19 protein-coding genes and 1 pseudogene are annotated in these 20,263 nt (G+C 41.0%); 14 read left to right on the top strand and 6 right to left on the bottom strand.

Going from position 1 to position 20,263, the window contains the following annotated elements; translation table 11 throughout:
- From sufD to sufB, 4 genes are read left to right on the top strand one after another with little or no spacing between them, the layout of a single operon-like run.
- Positions 1-1,314 carry a Fe-S cluster assembly protein SufD gene (gene sufD, locus ACYH0L_RS15080; protein ID WP_249704891.1) on the top strand — a complete coding sequence of 438 codons (1,314 nt, stop codon included), beginning with the start codon at positions 1-3 and terminating at the stop codon, positions 1,312-1,314.
- Positions 1,314-2,534 (top strand): cysteine desulfurase, encoded by a 1,221-nt coding sequence (locus ACYH0L_RS15075; protein WP_003213010.1) that lies wholly within the window; start codon positions 1,314-1,316, stop codon positions 2,532-2,534. The genes sufD and ACYH0L_RS15075 overlap by 1 nt, the downstream gene beginning before the upstream one ends.
- Entirely contained in the window at positions 2,524-2,970 is a 447-nt protein-coding gene (gene sufU, locus ACYH0L_RS15070; protein ID WP_099727015.1) for a Fe-S cluster assembly sulfur transfer protein SufU, read from the top strand. The genes ACYH0L_RS15075 and sufU overlap by 11 nt, the downstream gene beginning before the upstream one ends.
- 17 nt (positions 2,971-2,987) lie before the next feature.
- A complete protein-coding gene (gene sufB, locus ACYH0L_RS15065) occupies positions 2,988-4,385 on the top strand; it encodes a Fe-S cluster assembly protein SufB (RefSeq protein ID WP_007500362.1) in 1,398 nt (465 codons plus the stop codon).
- Positions 4,386-4,664: 279 nt separating this feature from the next.
- Here the strand turns inward: sufB and ACYH0L_RS15060 are convergent, their stop codons facing one another.
- Together ACYH0L_RS15060 and ACYH0L_RS15055 are read right to left on the bottom strand one after the other, a co-directional pair.
- Complete coding sequence (locus ACYH0L_RS15060) at positions 4,665-5,138, bottom strand: tyrosine-type recombinase/integrase (protein ID WP_249704888.1); 474 nt, start codon at positions 5,136-5,138, stop codon at positions 4,665-4,667.
- A 394-nt stretch (positions 5,139-5,532) separates the two neighbouring features.
- Positions 5,533-5,970 carry a hypothetical protein gene (locus tag ACYH0L_RS15055; protein WP_249704887.1) on the bottom strand — a complete coding sequence of 146 codons (438 nt, stop codon included), beginning with the start codon at positions 5,968-5,970 and terminating at the stop codon, positions 5,533-5,535.
- Between the two features lie 269 nt (positions 5,971-6,239).
- Between ACYH0L_RS15055 and ACYH0L_RS15050 the strand changes: the two are divergent.
- Positions 6,240-7,430: pseudogene (locus ACYH0L_RS15050) on the top strand (IS3 family transposase).
- 70 nt (positions 7,431-7,500) lie between these two features.
- On the opposite strand, the gene ACYH0L_RS15045 reads toward ACYH0L_RS15050, so the two are convergent.
- Positions 7,501-8,151 (bottom strand): FMN-dependent NADH-azoreductase, encoded by a 651-nt coding sequence (locus tag ACYH0L_RS15045; protein WP_327925418.1) that lies wholly within the window; start codon positions 8,149-8,151, stop codon positions 7,501-7,503.
- Positions 8,152-8,234: 83 nt separating this feature from the next.
- On the opposite strand from ACYH0L_RS15045, the gene ACYH0L_RS15040 reads away from it, so the two are divergent.
- Positions 8,235-9,167, top strand: coding sequence for a helix-turn-helix transcriptional regulator (locus ACYH0L_RS15040; protein WP_327925419.1), 933 nt, complete (start codon positions 8,235-8,237; stop codon positions 9,165-9,167).
- Between the two features lie 83 nt (positions 9,168-9,250).
- On the opposite strand, the gene ACYH0L_RS15035 is transcribed toward ACYH0L_RS15040, so the two are convergent.
- On the bottom strand, positions 9,251-10,456 hold the full coding sequence (locus ACYH0L_RS15035) for a DUF418 domain-containing protein (protein ID WP_230030777.1): 1,206 nt from the start codon (positions 10,454-10,456) through the stop codon (positions 9,251-9,253).
- Between the two features lie 252 nt (positions 10,457-10,708).
- Between ACYH0L_RS15035 and ACYH0L_RS15030 the strand changes: the two genes are divergently transcribed.
- Genes ACYH0L_RS15030 through psiE form a run of 3 tightly spaced genes read left to right on the top strand, consistent with a single transcriptional unit; the run spans position 10,709 to position 13,164 of the window.
- Complete coding sequence (locus tag ACYH0L_RS15030) at positions 10,709-11,404, top strand: response regulator transcription factor (protein ID WP_099727024.1); 696 nt, start codon at positions 10,709-10,711, stop codon at positions 11,402-11,404.
- Complete coding sequence (locus tag ACYH0L_RS15025; protein WP_099727025.1) at positions 11,391-12,698, top strand: HAMP domain-containing sensor histidine kinase; 1,308 nt, start codon at positions 11,391-11,393, stop codon at positions 12,696-12,698. The genes ACYH0L_RS15030 and ACYH0L_RS15025 overlap by 14 nt, the downstream gene beginning before the upstream one ends.
- A gap of 37 nt (positions 12,699-12,735) precedes the next feature.
- The gene (gene psiE / locus ACYH0L_RS15020) at positions 12,736-13,164 is read left to right on the top strand and encodes a phosphate-starvation-inducible protein PsiE (protein ID WP_099727026.1); all 429 of its coding nucleotides are present in this window, start codon (positions 12,736-12,738) and stop codon (positions 13,162-13,164) included.
- 403 nt (positions 13,165-13,567) lie between these two features.
- Here psiE and ACYH0L_RS15015 read toward each other — a convergent pair whose 3' ends face one another.
- A complete protein-coding gene (locus tag ACYH0L_RS15015; RefSeq protein WP_099727027.1) occupies positions 13,568-13,867 on the bottom strand; it encodes an LCI fold-containing protein in 300 nt (99 codons plus the stop codon).
- A gap of 245 nt (positions 13,868-14,112) precedes the next feature.
- Between ACYH0L_RS15015 and ACYH0L_RS15010 the strand changes: the two genes are divergently transcribed.
- From ACYH0L_RS15010 to ACYH0L_RS14995, 4 genes are all read left to right on the top strand, one after another.
- A complete protein-coding gene (locus ACYH0L_RS15010) occupies positions 14,113-15,066 on the top strand; it encodes an ABC transporter substrate-binding protein (RefSeq protein ID WP_230030778.1) in 954 nt (317 codons plus the stop codon).
- A gap of 73 nt (positions 15,067-15,139) precedes the next feature.
- Positions 15,140-16,156: a FecCD family ABC transporter permease gene (locus ACYH0L_RS15005; protein WP_099727029.1), complete on the top strand. Its 1,017-nt coding sequence runs from the start codon at positions 15,140-15,142 to the stop codon at positions 16,154-16,156.
- Entirely contained in the window at positions 16,149-17,186 is a 1,038-nt protein-coding gene (locus ACYH0L_RS15000; RefSeq protein ID WP_099727030.1) for a FecCD family ABC transporter permease, read from the top strand. Before ACYH0L_RS15005 ends, ACYH0L_RS15000 begins: the two co-directional genes overlap by 8 nt.
- Positions 17,187-17,206: 20 nt before the next feature.
- Positions 17,207-17,950 carry an IucA/IucC family C-terminal-domain containing protein gene (locus ACYH0L_RS14995; RefSeq protein ID WP_256498998.1) on the top strand — a complete coding sequence of 248 codons (744 nt, stop codon included), beginning with the start codon at positions 17,207-17,209 and terminating at the stop codon, positions 17,948-17,950.
- A gap of 15 nt (positions 17,951-17,965) precedes the next feature.
- Here ACYH0L_RS14995 and ACYH0L_RS14990 read toward each other — a convergent pair whose 3' ends face one another.
- Entirely contained in the window at positions 17,966-18,844 is an 879-nt protein-coding gene (locus ACYH0L_RS14990; RefSeq protein WP_099727032.1) for an endonuclease I family protein, read from the bottom strand.
- Positions 18,845-19,015: 171 nt separating this feature from the next.
- Here ACYH0L_RS14990 and ACYH0L_RS14985 point away from each other — a divergent pair, with 171 nt between their 5' ends.
- The gene (locus tag ACYH0L_RS14985) at positions 19,016-20,251 is read left to right on the top strand and encodes a pyridoxal-phosphate-dependent aminotransferase family protein (RefSeq protein WP_256498997.1); all 1,236 of its coding nucleotides are present in this window, start codon (positions 19,016-19,018) and stop codon (positions 20,249-20,251) included.
- Positions 20,252-20,263: the final 12 nt, after the last annotated feature.

Here is a 20,263-nt window from a genome sequence, read left to right as displayed (position 1 = left end):
ATGACATTAGAAACGAAATTATCAGTAGATCAAGATTATGTCAAAAGCTTCTCCGAGAAGCATCAGGAACCGGCATGGATGAGTTCCCTTCGCTTACAGGCTCTTGAAAAAGCAGAAGATCTCCCAATGCCAAAGCCTGACAAAACGAACATTTCAAAATGGAATTTAACCAATTTCAAACAGCATACAGTCGAAAGTGCGCCATTTGGATCACTAGAAGAGCTTCCAGAAGAAGTGAAATCGCTGATTGATCTAGATGACACAGACAAGACGGTCTACATTCAGCGTGATCAAACGCCAGCATACTTGTCTCTTTCAGCTGAAGCAAAAGACAAAGGTGTGATCTTCACTGATATTCATACAGCGATCCGCGAACATGGAGATCTAGTGCAGAAATACTTCATGACTGATGCAGTGAAAGTAGATGAGCATAAACTAACAGCTTTACATGCTGCTTTAGTCAATGGCGGAGCTTTCCTCTATGTACCGAAAAATGTGGAGCTTGAAGCACCAATTCAAGCAGTCTACCTTCATGAAAATGACGAAACGACTTTGTTCAATCATGTCATCGTCGTAGCGGACGATCATAGTGCTGTCACATATGTAGAAAACTACATTAGTATTGCAAAGCCGGAAGAAGCGATCTTCAACATCGTTTCTGAAGTATTCACAGGAGCAAACGCTCGCGTCACATACGGAGCAGTAGATAACCTTGCAGAAGGTGTCACAGTGTATGTGAACAGACGCGGTATGGCAAATGGCCGTGACAGTAAAATCGAATGGGCGCTTGGCCTGATGAATGATGGAGACGTAGTGTCTGAAAACATCACAAAGCTCATGGGCGACGGTACATTCGGTGATACGAAATCAGTTGTTGTCGGCAGGGGCAATCAAACGGAAAACTTTACAACAAGCATCATCCACTTCGGTAAAAACTCTGAAGGGTATATCTTGAAGCATGGTGTCATGAAGGATCAAGCATCCTCTATCTTTAACGGAATCGGTAAAATTGAGCATGGCGCAACGAAGGCAAATGCAGAGCAGGAATCACGTGTCCTCATGCTGAGTGAGAAAGCACGCGGTGACGCAAACCCAATTCTATTAATTGATGAAGATGATGTAACAGCAGGGCACGCTGCTTCTGTTGGGCGTGTAGATCCAATTCAATTGTATTACCTCATGAGCCGCGGGATTTCCAAAGAAGATGCAGAAAGACTTGTCATTTATGGCTTCTTAAATCCAGTTGTCAAAGAACTGCCGATTGAAGGAGTTAAAAAGCAGCTCGTTTCTGTGATTGAAAGGAAAGTAAAATAATGAATATCAAAGACGTTCGTGAGCAATTTCCAATCCTTCATCAGCAAGTGAACGGACATGATTTGGTGTATTTGGACAGTGCAGCAACTTCTCAAAAACCAAGAGTGGTCATTGATGCAATGAATGAGTATTACCGGTCTTACAACTCGAACGTCCACCGGGGTGTTCATACCCTTGGCACAAAAGCAACGGACGCATACGAGGGTGCGAGAGAGAAAGTTCGTGCATTCATCCGTGCTTCATCTGTCCAAGAAATTATTTTTACTAGAGGTACAACAACGGCGTTAAACACAGTGGCGATCAGCTATGCTAGAGCAAACCTCAAAGAAGGCGATGAGATTGTCATTACGCACATGGAGCACCATGCGAATATCATCCCTTGGCAGCAAGCAGCAAAAGCAACTGGCGCCACATTGAAATATATTCCGTTACAGGAAGACGGCACGCTATCGCTTGAAGATGTGAAGCAAACGATCACACATCAAACGAAAATCGTCGCTGTCACACACGTCTCAAACGTATTAGGAACCATCAACCCGATTAAAGAAATCGCCAAAATTGCGCACGATCATGGTGCAATCATTGTCGTCGATGGTGCGCAAAGCACCCCGCACATGCAAATTGATGTTCAGGATCTAGATTGTGACTTTTTCGCATTCTCTGGGCATAAAATGTGTGGACCGACTGGTATCGGTGTGCTTTACGGGAAGAAGGACCTTTTGAATAATATGGAGCCTGCTGAGTTTGGCGGTGAAATGATCGACTTTGTGGATCTGTATGATTCCACTTGGAAAGAGCTGCCGTGGAAATTTGAAGCGGGAACACCGATTATTGCAGGAGCAGTTGGACTAGGAAAAGCGATTGATTTCTTAAATGACATCGGGATGGAGGAAGTCAGCCGCTATGAGCATCAGCTTGCCACTTATGCGCTTGAGCGCTTTAAGGAGCTTGAAGGTGCGACTGTTTATGGACCGCAGCACCGGGCTGGACTTGTGACGTTTAACTTAGACGACGTCCATCCGCATGATGCGTCAACTGTTCTGGATACGGAAGGTGTCGCCATTCGTGCTGGACATCACTGTGCACAGCCGCTTATGAAATGGCTTGGTGTATCAGCGACTGCAAGAGCAAGCTTCTATCTGTACAATACAGAAGAAGAGATTGACGAGCTCATCGCAGCGCTCCGTAAGACAAAGGAGTATTTTACGAATGTCTTTTAATGTAAACTTAGACACACTGTACAGACAAGTGATTATGGATCATTATAAAAATCCGAGAAACAAAGGTGTGTTAAACGACAGCATTGTCGTCGATATGAACAACCCAACGTGTGGTGACCGCATTCGTCTAACGATGAAAATCGAAGACCAAAAAGTCACTGATGCGAAATTTGAAGGAGAAGGATGCTCTATTTCTATGGCATCTGCCTCTATGATGACGCAGGCGATTAAAGGGAAAGATATTGAAACAGCTTTGAAAATGTCTCAGATTTTCTCCGATATGATGCAAGGAAAAGAATACGACGATTCCATTGATCTTGGTGACATTGAGGCGCTGCAGGGAGTGGCAAAATTCCCAGCGCGCATCAAATGTGCAACACTATCCTGGAAGGCGCTTGAAAAAGGCGCATCTGCCGAAGATAACGGCAAATCATAAGATTGGAGTGAAAATGGATGGCTAAAAAAATGCCAGATGTTGGTGAATATAAATACGGCTTTTCTGATAAAGACGTTTCCATTTTCCGTTCAGAGCGCGGACTGACAAAAGAAATCGTTGAAGAAATTTCTCGTATGAAAGAAGAGCCTCAGTGGATGCTCGACTTCCGTTTGAAATCTCTTGAGCACTTTTACAACATGCCGATGCCACAATGGGGCGGAGATTTAAATGCATTAAACTTTGATGAAATTACGTACTACGTAAAGCCATCAGAGCGCTCTGAGCGTTCTTGGGATGAAGTACCAGAAGAAATCAAACAAACCTTTGATAAGCTTGGTATCCCAGAAGCAGAGCAAAAGTACTTAGCAGGTGTATCTGCTCAGTATGAATCTGAAGTTGTGTACCACAATATGAAGCAAGACCTTGAAGACCTAGGGATTGTGTTTAAAGATACAGACAGCGCATTAAAAGAGAACGAAGACATCTTCCGTGAGCACTGGGCAAAAGTCATTCCGCCGACGGACAATAAATTTGCTGCGCTCAACTCGGCTGTATGGTCTGGTGGTTCATTTATCTACGTACCAAAGGGCGTAAAAGTAGATACACCACTTCAAGCATACTTCCGTATCAACTCTGAAAACATGGGTCAGTTCGAGCGTACACTCATCATCGTGGACGAAGGCGCGCATGTGCATTACGTAGAAGGCTGTACAGCACCAGTTTACACAACAAATTCACTTCATAGTGCGGTTGTTGAAATCATCGTGAAAAAAGGCGGCTACTGCCGTTATACAACGATTCAAAACTGGGCAAACAACGTCTTCAACCTTGTGACGAAACGTACAGTATGTGAAGAAAATGCGACAATGGAATGGATTGATGGAAACATCGGTTCTAAGCTGACAATGAAATATCCAGCAGTCATCCTAAAAGGTGAAGGCGCTCGTGGTATGACATTAAGTATTGCCCTAGCAGGTAAAGGTCAGCACCAAGATGCAGGTGCGAAAATGATTCACCTTGCACCAAACACATCTTCAACGATCGTATCGAAATCGATTTCGAAACAAGGCGGTAAAGTCACATACCGCGGAATCGTTCACTTCGGACGCAAAGCAGAGGGCGCACGCTCAAACATCGAGTGTGACACACTCATCATGGATAACAAATCAACATCTGATACGATCCCTTACAATGAAATCTTAAACGACAACATTTCATTAGAGCACGAAGCGAAGGTATCAAAAGTATCAGAAGAGCAACTATTCTACTTGATGAGCCGCGGAATTTCTGAAGAAGAAGCAACAGAAATGATCGTCATGGGCTTCATCGAGCCATTCACAAAAGAACTGCCAATGGAATACGCCGTTGAAATGAACCGTCTGATTAAGTTTGAGATGGAAGGTAGTATCGGGTAATACACCTGAAACGCCTGATATATAGGGGTTTTAGAGGTTTTGAAAGAATAATGAAAATCGGTCGAGCCGAAAACGTGCCGATTTATATTTTATCTTTTGTAGAGGAGGCGAACTTTTATAGTTCGTCTTCTTCTATTTTCTCAGAAATATCTAAGTAAGTATCAGAAGTTGTTTTAATTGTTTTATGCCCTAATCTGTTGGAAACAATTTTAAACTGGCTCCTGATTCCAAAGGTAAAACTGCATGAGTATGTCCTGAAACAATGCTTTCCTTTATAATCTACCCCAGCTTTTTTACAATACTTTCACGTACTGTAGAAGGCGTTAAATAAATGCCAAGATAATTTTGAAAGATGATATTATCACTATTTTTATTAAATGATTTATTACTTAATATCATTTCGTTCTGTTTCAACTTGAATTTTTTAAGTTCTTTTAATACTGCATCAATTATTCCTATAGTGCGATAAGATGATGTGCTTTTTTTGGTTGTTAAAGTCACTTTATTGCTGTTATCCGGCCTAACCTGTCTTTCAACATTCACTTTATTATCTTCAATATCCCACCACTTCAAAGCTAACGCCTCGCTTATACGCAAGCCTGTTTCGCTCAAAAAGTACATAAGCATATAATACAATTGATAATCTATGCATCGTTGGTATTTATAGGTTTTTATGTAATCGAGTATTTGTTTTAATTCATCCAAACTAAAATTTTTTACTTCATCTTTATTTAGCACAACATTATCTTTCACTAAAACCTTTAATCTATCAGATGGACAGTACGTGATTATTTTCAACAAGTAGTCGATAAAAAGGTGATTGATAAATCTTGGTTGGAGAAAATTCGATAATAACACTATGACAAGTGGTGATTTTGAGGGATTTAAAATTATCATTTTACAACGAAGTAAATACGTGAAGGTTTAATTACAATGGATATTAAAAAGACTATAATATCTAATTGAAACTTAAAGTATATACAATTTGAATAATGTCAAATGACCGTTTAGTAGGGTTGTATATTACCATTCAACAAAGACGTAATAAATAAAGTAAGACCAAGATAGCTTAATTGCCATCTTGGTCTTATATGCACAAATTTAAATATATATTTAAAAGTATTTTTTCTAAATATGTACTAACAAATTAAATCCAATCTATTTCTAAAGTAAAGTATGATGCGCCAATACGAGGTTTTGTATCTACTACTTCAATATAATTCCAACCATAAGTTAGATTCTCAGCAAGTACAAAATTGTGAAAGTCTGAACCAACTTGGATAAATTTCCCGTTTAATATGCTCATTTTATGTGAATGCTCACTTTTAAGTATTACACCGAGATCTGAATAACCATCAAAATAAAATTTAAAATATTTAATAGGGTTAGATCTGTAGGTAGAGTACCTAACGTTACTTCTATTTTGTAGTTCAATAGCTTGATCATGAATACTGCTAGATGTATTCATGATAGTAGAAAGAGTTTGATTTTGATTGTGGTTTTTTGTTTCAGCAGCAGATACATCATCAGTTATTCCACTAAATAATCCTAGGGACATAATGGGAACGAGTAATAATTTTTTCATAAACAAAAACCTCCTATAGTTAGAAATATATTGAAATATTATGATAACATAGATATTTTTAGTTATCAAACCAATTATTAGTTTTATTTAATGGGTATATATGCCAATGAAACCCTTAAGACACAGGTAGAGGTATTGTTGATTAGTCATCAAAATAAATAACCAGGCGCTCATGAAAGTGAAAACTGATATTATCCCCTCTAAGTAGACAGTGTAAAAAGCCCAAGAACATATCTTGGCTGTTACACTATACTTGGAGGGGATTTTTTATGGCGAGAAAAGGACAACACTTTCAACACTATACGAAAGAATTTAAGATGAAAGCTGTCAAAATGTACGAAGAAGGAAATAGAAACTATCGCTCATTATCTGAAGAATTAGGTCTCCGAAGTTCCACTCAGCTAAAAAGTTGGGTCAGAAAATATCGTGAAGGACAATCTTTTGAAGACCAAAGAGGAAAAACATACAAAGTCAGAAAATCCTTTTAGTGGACGTCCTAAATTAACGTTTAAAAGTGTGGAAGAAGAAAGAGATTATTTAAAGGCACAGGTAGAATACTTAAAAAAGCGTTATCCAAATCTTCACGGGGAGGACGGATTCTGAAGACTGCACGGTTTGAAGCTGTTCATGAATTAAAGGGCCTTTATCCGTTAACATGGCTCGTCTGTATCGCCAAAGTATCACGATCTGGGTACTATAAATGGCATAAGAATCAAAGAATGCGAATGGAACGGCAACAGAAAGAACAACTCTTAAAAGAACACCTCATGGCCATTCATCATTCACGTCCCTTCTATGGCTATCCTCGGGTGACAATCGCTTTAAAGAAAGAAGGATTTCACATCAATCATAAGCGTGTCTACAGGCTGATGAAAGAAATGAACATCCAATCAATCATTCGAAAAAAACGGCGGTATTTTGGAAGAAAGGCTTCAGTTGTTCAACCAAACAGACTAAACCGAGAATTTAAAACGAATCAATACAATCAGTTATATGTCACTGATATTACCTATATTGCTTGCCAGCATCGCTTCTATTATCTTTCAGCTATACAAGATCTGTATAACAATGAAATCGTCGCATGGAAGCTGTCAAAACGAAATGATCTTGAACTGGTCATGAAGACCTTGGAGAGTTTGACATCCGAACGGGATGTCAAAGGAGCTGTACTTCATTCAGATCAAGGATTCCAATACACAACAAAAGCATATCAAAAGCGACTAGAAAACGTTGGTTTAAAGGGCAGTCATTCACGAAGGGGAAACTGCCTGGATAATACCTGTATCGAATCATTTTTCTCTCATCTCAAAACAGAGAACGCTTACTTTTCTTCGTGTCAAACGGAAGTAGAGCTTCATAAAAGCATAGAAAAATACATTCAATTCTATAATCACGATCGATTCCAGAAAAAATTAAACCAGTGTGCTCCGGTAGAATACCGTCACACACTGGCAGCTTAGGCTTTTTATATTTGTCTACTTGACAGGGGTAAGACCAAAGTTTTTGGTCTTTTTTTGAAAAGAACGGAGGTTAAATCCCACTTGGTGAGTAAAACTCATTAAAGGCTTTAGACATATCGTCATATGCAGATTGTAAGATAGCATCTTGATCTAAAATGGCTGTCCCTTGTGCCCGAACAATATGGAACTGATTGAAGCCCATGATTTCTTGGAACATTTCTTTTAAATAATGATGTGAAAATTCCAGAGGTGTGTATCGATCGTTATTTGTGAAAATTGAGCCGCTTGCTTGAAGCAAAAGTACACGATAATCGTCAGTCATCAGCCCAACTGAACCGTCTTCTGTATATTTGAACGTTTCTCTAGCAATAAAGATATTATCTATATAATCTTTCATTCGTGAAGTCACATTGAAATTATGAACAGGTGACACAATCACGATTCGATGATGTGCTTTGAATTGAGACAATAAAGCAGAGGAAGCAGCAGCGATGTTTTCTTCGGTAGCTGTTAATGTTTGTTCAGATGCTTGTTTATCCCAAATACGTAGCAGTTGGTCTTTTTCGATACGAGGAATTTCTGTTTCATGTAAAGGTAAAATTGTTGGTTCTTCATGAGGGAATCTTTCTTTAAACTGTTCTAAAAATAGTGTTTGCAGTTTGTTTGAATAACTTTCTCGATGAGTGAAATCAGGGTGCGCATTAATGATTAATGTTTGCATATACATGCTCCTTTTCTTTTGATAAACTGAGTATAAAATATAAAGGTGACAAAACATGTCACCTTTTTTAAAAGGAAATTCAAATGAAAAAATCAGAACGATTAAACCAAGAGCTTATTTTTTTAAGTGATAAATACTCATTTCAGTTAAAGGATTTAGAAACCGAATTTGGCATATCTAAACGTACGGCTTTGAGAGATATGGAAGAGCTAGAGTCCATGGGTTTAGCTTTTTATGTTGAAAATGGAAGACATGGGGGATATCGACTTGTGAAACAATCTCCATTGGTTCCTATTTATTTCAATATCGATGAAGTTCAATCTATTTTTTTCGCGCTTAAAGCGCTAGACCTAGTGTCAGCAACACCATTTAAAAAATCATACTCACAAATTCGTCAAAAACTGTTTGCCACAATGTCTGTTGAAAGAAAACAAAGGATCACGGAGACTTTGGATTTTATTCACTATTATAATGTCGCACCAGTTAGTGAACAAAATCATTTGGAATTGATTTTACAGGCGATGATGAAAGATCAAATCGTGAAGATGACTTACACTCAAAATGAAAATAAAAGGATCAGGCTGCAATTTCTGGAGTTGTTTTATCGAAATGGGATTTGGTTCACTCAAGCATATGATGTTCAAAATAAAAAGTGGGGCATCTATAGATGTGACTTTATGAAGGACATGATGATTGAAGAAGAAGTCAGAGACACCTTTACGAAGGAAGAATTAAAAGAACTGCAGCTCGAGTACGAAAAAACTTATCATGATATCTCATTTAAATGTCGATTAACGGAACAAGGAAAAGAAAAGTTTTTGAAGAATCATTACCCAAATATGAGATTAGAGATCATTGATGATACTCCTTATATTGTGGGTGGATACAACCAAGAAGAATTATCGTATATGACGCACTATTTAATCTCATTTGGGAAACATGTGAAAATTGAATACCCAGATGAATTAAAAGAAAGTTATTTGAATCAATTGCAAGAAATGATTGATCAGTATTGAAGTGTTGAACTGATAGTATCTGAATGACTAAAACTTAACATAATATTAAAAAGGCGAACTGCAGGAATTCGCCCTTTTTTCTATTATTTCGCCGCCTGAAATGTATTTGTCTTCGATTTGTCATTGACCTTCCCATACGTCAGCTGACGCCAAATAAATTCCATCGGTCCATACTTAAACCGCTTTAACCAAAACGTACTGAAAAGCACAAGGAAGACATACACGCCAATGCTAATGAAAAACGTACCAGCCGGCTGAAGATGATCGACAAGCCCCGCTCCATATTTTAGAAATAGCAAGGTTCCAATGATCGAGTGAAGCAAGTAGCAGGTTAGTGACATCCGCCCGACTTTGGTAAATACCATCAAAGCACCTCGCAGCTGAGGAACGTGTAGAAATAGCATCGCGAGTGTACTCATATAAAACATACTACCAGTTAATCCCCCGTTTTGTTCAAGGGCAGAAATCGTGTTCATCCAGAGTGCATTTTCAAAAGGATTGACCGCCGTCATGATCGTACTGCCTTGTGTAATGAGAAAAGCGATTGTACAAATGATCCAAATGCGATTCCAAATTGCTTTTTTCGCCTCCATGTTTTTGAAAAACTCCATTTTCACAAAATACACACCAAGTAAAAACATGAAGAACATAGAATAGACAGTGAAAAATGAACTGGAAGCCATCGTCACCATATCAGCCCACCTGTCTCCGATGGATGCTAAATAATTCAGACTGTTGTGGCTGTTCAGCTCGAAATCAGCAAAATCGGGCTTGCCTGATGATCCTGTACTGATGGTATTGAGCAGCATCGTGAAAAAGGGTGTGAGCAATTGAATCACAAAGAGTGTGATCAGCCAGTTTCGGATGGTTTTGGCTGTGCGTTTGTAAAAGAAAAGCAATAAAAAGCCAGTGACTGCATAATAGGCCAAAATATCACCAATCCAAACAAAAGTTAAATGCAGAAGGCCAAACCCTAAGAGAATGGTTAACCTGCGGGCAAACAGCTTGTTCGGACTGTCCACCTTCTGAGCAGCTCGATCCATAAAAATCATAAAACCAACCCCGAATAGGAAGGAAAACAACGTAATGAATTTCCCTGAGGCAAACCAATTCACCACATTGTGAAAGACATCATTTGACTCCATGTCGAATCCCTTCGCAGAATCCACGATCAAAAAGTAATTGACCAAAATAATCCCCATTAAGGCGAATCCACGTACGATGTCCAAGAAATGAACCCGTTCCCGCAGACTCATCGGTTGTCCATGTTCTACTTTGTTTGCATTCATATCAATGCTCCTTTTCCTGTTATGATAGATGAGATTTGGATCTAATGATTGATCCTTACAATGAATCAATATACAGACCAATTCTTAACCATTTATGAAGATCCAATTTTTTGAAAAGAAATGTGACGAATTGATGGCAAAACCACATTTTCATAAACTGTTAAGATTTATACGGTATCTTTTCACGTAGCTAGATGATATATAGTAAAGGCATAGGAGAATGAACATCATGAAGCTAGAGGTGAACGAGACATGACCCATCGAATATTAGTCGTAGAGGATGATCAGGATATTGGAGACCTTTTGCAGGAATCCCTTACACGTGCAGGATATGAGGTGCTAAGAGCGATGAATGGCGAGCAAGCATTAAAGCTTGTGAACGATTCGCTCGATTTGGTGATGTTGGATGTGATGATGCCAGGCATCTCAGGCATCGAAACGTGCCAGCAGATGAGAGCCTCCTCTAACGTCCCCATTCTATTTCTGACAGCCAAATCAAGTACATTCGATAAAACCGAAGGATTACTTGCTGGCGGGGATGATTATATGACAAAGCCCTTCTCAGAAGAGGAGCTTCACGCTAGAGTGATTGCTCAATTACGCAGATATACAATCTACCAGGAAAAGAAGGAACAGGAAGAGACCTTTCTCGTTGGGGGCAAGCTGAGGGTGAGCGAAGAATTTAACGAAGTATGGAAAGAAAGTCAGCAGATTAAGTTGTCTGATCTAGAATATCGTATTTTGAAGCTGCTCATGAGCAGGCGAAACAAAATATTTTCAGCCCAAAATATTTATGAGAGTGTGTGGGGACAGCCTTATTTTTATTGTTCCAACAATACGGTAATGGTGCATATTCGAAAGCTGCGTGCCAAAATTGAAGACGACCCGGCTCGTCCCGTGTATATCAAAACGGAATGGGGGAGAGGATATCGGTTTGGCACATCGTAAATATACGCTAGCCAAAAAGCTGGCACTGCTGATTTTGACAGCTGCGGTCGTGAGTGGGATTGTCTTTTTGACACTGCAAAAAATCACCAATGATCTGATCGATGGATATTTGAGTTCGGATGAGTATTACGAGGAGGAGTCAGCCAGGTACATTCAAAAATTCAGCGGCTACGTGTCAGAGCATGATCTGTCTTCAACAGACCGAAAAGCGTTTGGTGAGTGGGTGAAAAAAGAAAATTACATTAATCTCACCATCTTCAAGGATCAAGTGCTGCAATATGATTCCATTTACTCCGCTGCCGATGAATCGGCATATGGAAAAGAAAAAGTGACGCAGTACGCTCAGCAGCATTCGTATCCGGTTCAGTTCAGCGACGGTGAAGGCCGTGTCATGGTGGACGGCTTCTACTCATCTCGATATCACGATCTTGCCTTTACACTAGAGCTGCTCGGTGCGACGCTCATTTTTCTCATCATTGTTCTACTTGGCATTCGCAAAAGTCTACGCTACCTGCAAACGATCCATCAAGAAATTCATATTCTTGAAGGCGGCGAGTTGGACTACGAGATAACTGTAAAGGGTCATGATGAATTAGCCATGATTGCAAAGAGCATTGAGGATCTGCGAAAAGCTTTTCTAGACAAGCTTCAAGCCATCGACGAGCTGCAGGAAGAGAGCCGCAGTTTGGTCACCGAAATGTCGCATGACATGCGGACACCGCTGACGTCGCTGATGATGAATCTGGAGTTTGCGAAAAAAGAGGAGGATGGACAGGACACCCGCAAAGATGACTATATAGCCAATGCCTATGGAAAAGCACTGCAATTGAAAAATCTGTCTGACAATCTGTTTGCCTATTTTCTGCTTGATAAAGAACATGAACCTGAGCTTGAGACCGTTGCAGTCAAAGAGGTGATTTATGATCTCTTATCAGATCAGGTGGCGATCTTGCAGCAAGAGACATTCAAGGTTCATCTTTTAGGAGAGCTGCCTGACAGCTATATTAACGTGAATGTCGAGGAACTTGGCCGAGTGTTTGATAATCTGATGTCCAACATACTGAAATACGCCGATCCGAAAAAAGACATCAATCTCACGTTTTTATCCGATCAAGAAGTCTTTGAGATTCATGTGAGCAATGCGATAAAAGAGACAAATGGCACACAGGAAAGCACTGGACTTGGTGAACGAAGCATGAAACGAATGATGTCCCGCATGCACGGGCAGTTTGAACGGATAGAAAAGAACGCTGTTTACTATATCGTGCTGCGATTTTGGCACATCAAAATATAGACGACAAATGAATAACATGGAATGGAGAGACAATCTAATGAAACGATTCAACAACTTCCAAAAGGTACCCGATCTCTTGCAAGGTCTTCTGAATATCTGTCTATTCTTTCTGGCCATTGCATTAAGCGTCCTCTTAATTAGTGAAACTTGGTATATTGTCCAATTCGTCTACAAGAATGTGGCCAACAAAGGAGAAAGCTATTATGAAATGCTTGGTGAGCTGCTGATCTTCTTTATGTACTTTGAGTTTATTGCCTTAATTATTAAGTACTTTAAATCAAACTTTCATTTTCCGCTTCGCTATTTTATTTATATTGGAATCACAGCCGTCATCCGTTTGATCATCATCGATCATGAAGAGGCTGTATCGACGTTCTGGTGGGCGCTGACCATTCTAGCCATGACGTGTGCACTCTTTATCGCCAATAAAAGACATTCTGCTCAAGACCATGAGGAAGTGAAGTGAGGAAAGAAGACGAATGGTTACCGTTCGTCTTTTTTGCTGGTTCTCAATTCATATGTAAAACAGAAATTCATCCTACCGAACAATGCCTCTTCTCGTTCACACTGGTTCCCTGTGCAAGGATATTTACGTGCTGTTGAATTTACGAGCATCTGGGAGAAAGAATTCGTGAGCATCATTATTATGAATATCCGAAGATGAATCACGTTTTCCCGTTTTCCCGAAGCAAAAAAAGCGTTAAAACAAATTGTCGCTATTATTCAAAGCAAGACCTTTCCTTTGCGATATTACTTAATTCATTGTGATTGACCTATCTAATTCTTACCTAAAAGAAACACCGATATAAGAAACGTTGCTAAAGATCACAACATTCCCTTATCAGTGTTTTTACTTTATGGATGATACTTTAGCCCTCGTAATAAGCATAGAGTCCAGAGCTGCCTTTAAAATACCATTTCACTCCGCTTGCATCTGTGAAAGAGTTTGCAAAAATAGCTGTGTCGGAGTACATACATAAGTAAGGCTTGTTTGATTTTCGGAATTTCCTTAAAATTTCATCAGGGCAGGATGTGACGTAAGCACTTGTACGTGCAACGCCATCTGTTGTACTGTCTGTTGTTGAAGTAGCGCTAGCTGTTGGAACATACGAAGAAAGAAGTAACCCAAAAGAAAGAGCGACACCAGTCATTGTTTTTTTCCATTTCATTACGATCATTCCCTTTCCAAAATCTGTATTTTCTTGCAACTTCATTATAGGAAAATAGGATGCGATAAAAAAGAGACAAAAGTATTGTATTTTCCCATAATTTGTAATGATGTTTTTAGGAGATCATCATCTGTTATTTTCATATTTGACATTGACACCATCTTTTTCTATGATAAAATCAAATTGTGATAATGAGAATCGTTATCAAACGATATGACTACATATAGAATGGATAGGTGAGGTACATGTTCAGAAAATCTTTTTGGTCGTTGTTAGTTGTGCTCTCCATCGTTTTGCTTGCGGCTTGCGGGAATAATAGCGGTGAAGGCAAGTCAGATAGTAAAGAGAAAACGAGAACCGTTGAAAGCGCTATCGGTTCAACTGAAATAAAAGGGTCGCCTAAACGTGTGGTGACGCTGTACCAAGGAGCAACTGATGCAGCAGTCGCTATGGGCATTAAACCAGTTGGTGTTGTAGAATCATGGCTTGAAACACCTACTTATAAATATTTAAGAGATGATTTAAAGGATGTTAAAATTGTTGGGCAGGAAACACAGCCAAACTTAGAGGAAATTGAAAAGCTAAAACCAGATTTGATCATTGCATCAAAAGTTCGCCACGAGCAAATTTTTGATCAGTTGAAAGAAATCGCTCCAACTGTTGCAACAGAAACAGTGTTCACATTTAAAGATACAGTGAAATTGATGGGCGAAGCGTTAAATCAGCAAGACAAATCAAAAGAATTGTTAACGAAGTGGGATGACCGTGTCGCTGACTTCAAAGAAAAAGCGAAAAAAGACATCAAAAACTGGCCAATGAGTGTATCTGTAGTGAACTTCCGTGCAGATCATGCTAGAATCTATCAAACTGGATTCGCAGGGTCGATTTTAACAGAGCTAGGCTTTGAGGGACCTAAGAATGTCAAAGATAAAAAGCAAGACATCATTACACTTACAGACAAAGAGAGCATTCCGCAAATGGATGCAGATGTGATCTATTACTTCATGGATGATCAGGATAAAGCGGTTGAAAAAGCATATAAAGAGTGGACAAGTCATCCTTTATGGAAGCAGCTTGACGCAGTGAAAGCGAAACAAGTGCATAAAGTCGATGAAATCACTTGGAACATGGCTGGCGGTATCATTGCTGCAAATATGATGCTTGATGATATTTACGATCGTCTAGGAATTGATAAATAAGACATACCAGAGGAGAAAATGTGAAAACACCATTTTCTCCTTTTTTCCATAACAGATTGAAAGCGGGAATCAGATGAGAAGTTTATTAAAAAAGGATTCGAGTAAGGCACTGCTATTTGCTGGATTCATCGTATTGATGTTGGTCTTTTTTATGCTCAGTATTTCCCTTGGGCAAACCTCGATTTCCTTCAAAGCCACCATCCATGCTTTTCTTCATTTTGATGAATCGGATCCAAACAGTGTGATTGTCATGACATCCAGATTATCAAGAGCTTTAATTGCAGCAGTCGTTGGATCAAGTCTAGCCATTTCAGGTGCACTGATGCAGGCATTGACGAGAAATCCGCTTGCTGCGCCTGATTTATTAGGAATTAATGCGGGTGGACTATTTTTTATCGTGATTTCGATTGTTTTCTTTTCAACAGAGTCGTTAACAGGCTATATGTGGACAGCCTTTTTAGGCGCTGCGATTGCAGGGATGCTCGTTTTTCTATTGGGCTCCATTGGGAGAGATGGACTGACGCCGGTTAAAATTGTGCTCGCAGGTGCTGCCATATCCGCATTGTTTGCATCCTTTACTCAAGGTCTTTTAATCGTGAATGAACAGTCGATTCAAAGTATCCTGTTTTGGATGGCTGGTTCGGTGTCAGGAAGAAGTATTGATATGCTGCTTCCTGTTTTGCCCTATATTGTAGGTGCTACTGTTGTGGCACTGCTTCTTGGTCGCTCGATCAATGTTCTTTTGTCGGGAGATGATATTGCCAAAGGGCTCGGTCAGCGTACGCTGCTGCTGAAAATCACGATGGGGGTGCTGGTCGTGTTTTTAGCAGGAGGTTCCGTTGCTGTTGCAGGCTCGATTGGTTTTGTTGGTTTTCTTGTGCCGCATATTGTGAAAAAGCTTGTCGGACCTGACCACCGCTGGGTACTGCCGTATTGTGCCGTCGTGGGGGCGTCGCTTTTACTTGTCGCAGATCTTGCGGCTCGTTTTCTGATCATGCCGCAGGAAGTGCCGATTGGTGTCATGACGGCGGTAGCAGGAGCGCCTCTATTTGTTTATCTCGTGCGCAAGGGGTTGAAGACAGGTGGCTAAAACATATACTGTGCGTTCAAAGGGTGGACGTATTTCATTTCAATTTTCAAAGCGGACTTTTCTCATTTTACTTTTATTGACGGCTATTGCCTTTGGCTTATTTATACTTAGTCTCTGTATGGGCAGCCGATTCATTCAGCCGATGGATGTGCTGCTTCATTTAATCGGGCAGGGAGAGGGAAATACCTTTGTATTAAATACGCTGAGAATCCCAAGAACGCTGCTTGCTGTCTTAGTGGGGGCGGCACTAGCGGTATCGGGGCTCATTTTACAAGGGTTAATTCGTAATCCGCTTGCATCACCTGACATCATTGGAATTACGAGTGGTGCTTCGTTTGGTGCGATTATGTTCATCGTCTTTTGGATGGGCACCGTGCCAATTGCTTATCAGTCATTATGGGCCATTGCAGGTGCTTTTGCGGTATCGTGTTTGATCTATTTGCTTTCATGGAAAAAAGGGGTCAAACCCATCACGCTTGTCCTGATGGGAATCGGTATTTCCGCCATTATGAAGGCGTGTGTGACGTTTACGCTTGTTCTCAGCGATACGATGACAACGACAAAGTCATACATATGGCTGACGGGCAGTTTATATGGTTCTACGATGAAGGACGTCACCGCGATGCTTCCTTGGGTGATGATCATTTTACCGATCGTCATGGTGTTAGCAAGAACGATGAATGTGAAGGAGCTTGGGGATGATCTTGCAACAGGTCTTGGGGTAAAGGTACAGGCCAAGCGGTTATTCTTCTTGCTGATGAGTGTGACATTAGCTGGTATTGCGGTGGCATTTGCAGGCGGCATTGAATTTGTCGGACTCATGGCGCCGCATGTCGCAAGGATGATCATCGGCCGTTCCTTCATTGCGCTTGTCCCAGCCTCTGCGCTTGTTGGAAGTATTCTCGTGATGCTGGCAGATCTTGTTGCAAGAACTGCTTTTCTACCGTTAGATGTACCAGCAGGTGTATTCACGGCGGCAATAGGTGCACCGTTCTTTATCTATTTGTTATATCAACAGCGAAATCGATAAACGAAAGAGGGGGTTTTGATATGAGGCCAGAGTGGGTTGAGAGAGAATTACTTGATTTCGGGGTACACATCACAAATGGACCAATCACGTCTGATCGCACACTTGGTGCACTTTTTTCAGAAGAATCCGTCATGCGTTTATTGGAAGCTGAAAAGACAGCCATGCACGCACCAAATCTAGCGGTGGCAGCCTCTATGTTTTCAAAGCGCTATGCATACTTAGCTGTCAGTTCCTCTTTGTACTTGATGACGTTGTATGATGGCATCTATCAATTTCCACCATCGGCCTGTGCATTTAGAGAGGATCGGAAAATCGCGCTTGATGAAACGCTATGTTCATTTGTTCAGCTGGATGGAGATCGTCATGAGTGGAGAGAGCAGGTTGTACGCACGCTGTTTACGCAGTGTGTCACACCTCTTTTAGACGTGCTGAACCGCACATCAAGACTTCCATATACTATTTTGTGGGAGAATGTAGCGGTTCGTATCAACTCTCTTTACCGCAGCATGATGCGGGAAGTAGAAGAGACTGCGGTGAAACAGCGCGTTCAGGAGGATTATCTTTTTCTGAAGCAAGCGGCTGGGGAAGTATTTGGAGCTCAGCAAAATCCATTTCAGCACAGCTTAAACTTAGATGACAGTTTACTTGAAACATCCAACCGGAAGACTTGCTGTATGTATTATCAGCTTGAGAAAAAATCGGAGAGTCTCGATTATTGTCTCGTCTGTCCGCTTGAAAAAAAGAAAGGCACTGCTTGCTCGTAGCAGTGCCTTTTCGTTTTATTCCCAAATCGCGCTTGCCCATTCAGGGTGATCGATGAAAGGGTTGCGGTTGTGCTGATATATTTGATAAATGGTCTCGTTGCGATTCCGTTCGATTTGATCGACTGGATCTTGCTTGTGCCATTTCAGAAGCACGGACATTTTGCCGTGAAGAGGGGCGCTTCTATTATTCACTTTGTTGTTCAATTCTAAATCTGGAAAGCGGTCATCGCCTTCGTATCGAACCGCCATATAAAAGAGCATTCTCGCCACATCCCCTTTGACCCGGCTGTGAGGTTCGAAAGAGTCGCTATCGTAGAAGTTGCCAGGCGCGCCTTTGTATTCATTTCCGCCCATGTCGAAATCTAAATTTCCGCGTGTGCTATTCGTTTGCACATCTGTTGCACGAAGGTGATGGAGATCTGTCCCAGGTCCTTGGCTTGTCCCAAAATTGCCATGAGACTTTGCCCACACATGCTCTCGATTCCACTGGCCGACATTTCCACCACTCGCTTGCTTTGAACGGGAGACTCCGCTATAAAGCAAAAGAACATTGTTTGGCTGATTTGGATCTTCATCCGTTTTCTTTAATGCATTCCATACCTCACTGTAGGATAGCTGCGTATGATCATCGATAATATCGTGTAAAGCTTTCTTAAGAGCGGGTCCTGATTTGCCATTAGCAGATTGATAATAGGAATTGATTTGGCTTGTGGCGTTTGTTTGCGCTTGTTGTGTAGATGTTTCGTTTTGAAGCTGTAACGGGGAAAAGGTGATCGTTTGGCTCGGTTCATTTAGAGAGAAGCCTTGAGCATTCGCAGCTGGAGGCAGCGGAGTGGCTAGTGTGCCGAAAATCATGATCCCGGCGGCCACGGTTCCAAATAATGTTTTTTTCATTCTATTTCCTCCTTGATAGAGAATGTATTCTCTTTATTTCTATCATATTGTTATGAAGAAATAAATGGATTTATCGTAAATTTTATGTAATCAATTCGTGGGAAAAGAGATTGCTATTTTAGAAGCATTACTGTATAAGTGGGCTTATAAGGATGGACAGCAAGGGAGAGGATGGATAACGTGAAAGAACTGCAAACACCTTCGAGAACCATTATGACACCAGGACCTGTTGAAGTAGACCCGAGAGTGCTCCGCGTGATGAGTACACCGATTCTTGGTCAATTTGACCCTGCATTTACACAGATTATGAATGAAACCATGACCTTATTGCGGTCTCTTTTTCAAACAGAAAATGAATGGGCTTATCCAATTGATGGTACGTCCCGTTCAGGGCTTGAAGCTGTGCTTGCTAGTGTGATCGAGCCTGGAGACATTATGCTTGTTCCTGTCTTTGGCCGCTTCGGTCATTTGCTCATTGAAATAGGACAGCGCTACGGTGCTGAGGTACATACAATGGAATGTGAATGGGGAAAGGTTTTTGATCCTGGCGACATCATCGCTGAAATGAATCAGGTCAAGCCTAAAATCGTCGCGATGGTCCACGGTGAAACATCCACAGGGAGATTGCAGCCATTGCAGCAAATTGGTGAAGCGTGCCGAGCACTTGATGCTCTGTTCATTGTAGACGCTGTGGCAACAATTGGCGGTGTCGAGGTCAAAGTGGACGAATGGAAGATTGATGCGGCAATTGGCGGCACACAGAAATGCTTGTCTGTTCCATCAGGCATGTCACCTATCACATATAATGACCGGGTGGCGGCTGTCGTTGAATCGAGAAAGAAAGTAGAAAAAGGCATTGCGACACAGGACGAACTGCAAGAACAGATAGATATTTCTCCAATCAAAAGCAATTATTTTGATCTGAGCCAGCTCCAGGATTATTGGAGTCCAAGACGATTAAATCATCATACGGAAGCGACAACTATGCTTTATGCACTCAGAGAAGGGGTTCGCCTTGTGCTGGAAGAAGGGCTGGCTGAACGTTTTCAGCGTCACGCATATCATGAGAAAGCCTTGATGAAAGGTCTTGAAGCGATGGGGCTTGAATTATTTGGCGATCTGGGTTGTAAAATGCCGGTTGTGACATGTGTTCTGATTCCAAATGGTATTGATGGCGAAGCGGTACGTGCCGATCTGCTCCATCATTTTGGGATTGAAATTGCGAGTTCATTTGGACCGCTTGCGGGGCGTATATGGAGAATCGGCACAATGGGCTATAGCTGCCGAAAGGAAAATGTCCTGTTTGTTTTAGCAGGACTTGAAGCGATGTTGATCAAATACGGCGCGGCCATTACATGCGGAGCTGGACTACAGGCGGCTCTTTCTATCTATGAACAAGCTGAATAAAGTGATTTCTCA

The organism is Bacillus sp. MC1252 (assembly GCF_056838025.1).
Note: the sequence above shows the minus strand (reverse complement) of the source record. Positions and strands in the feature narration are given on the sequence as shown.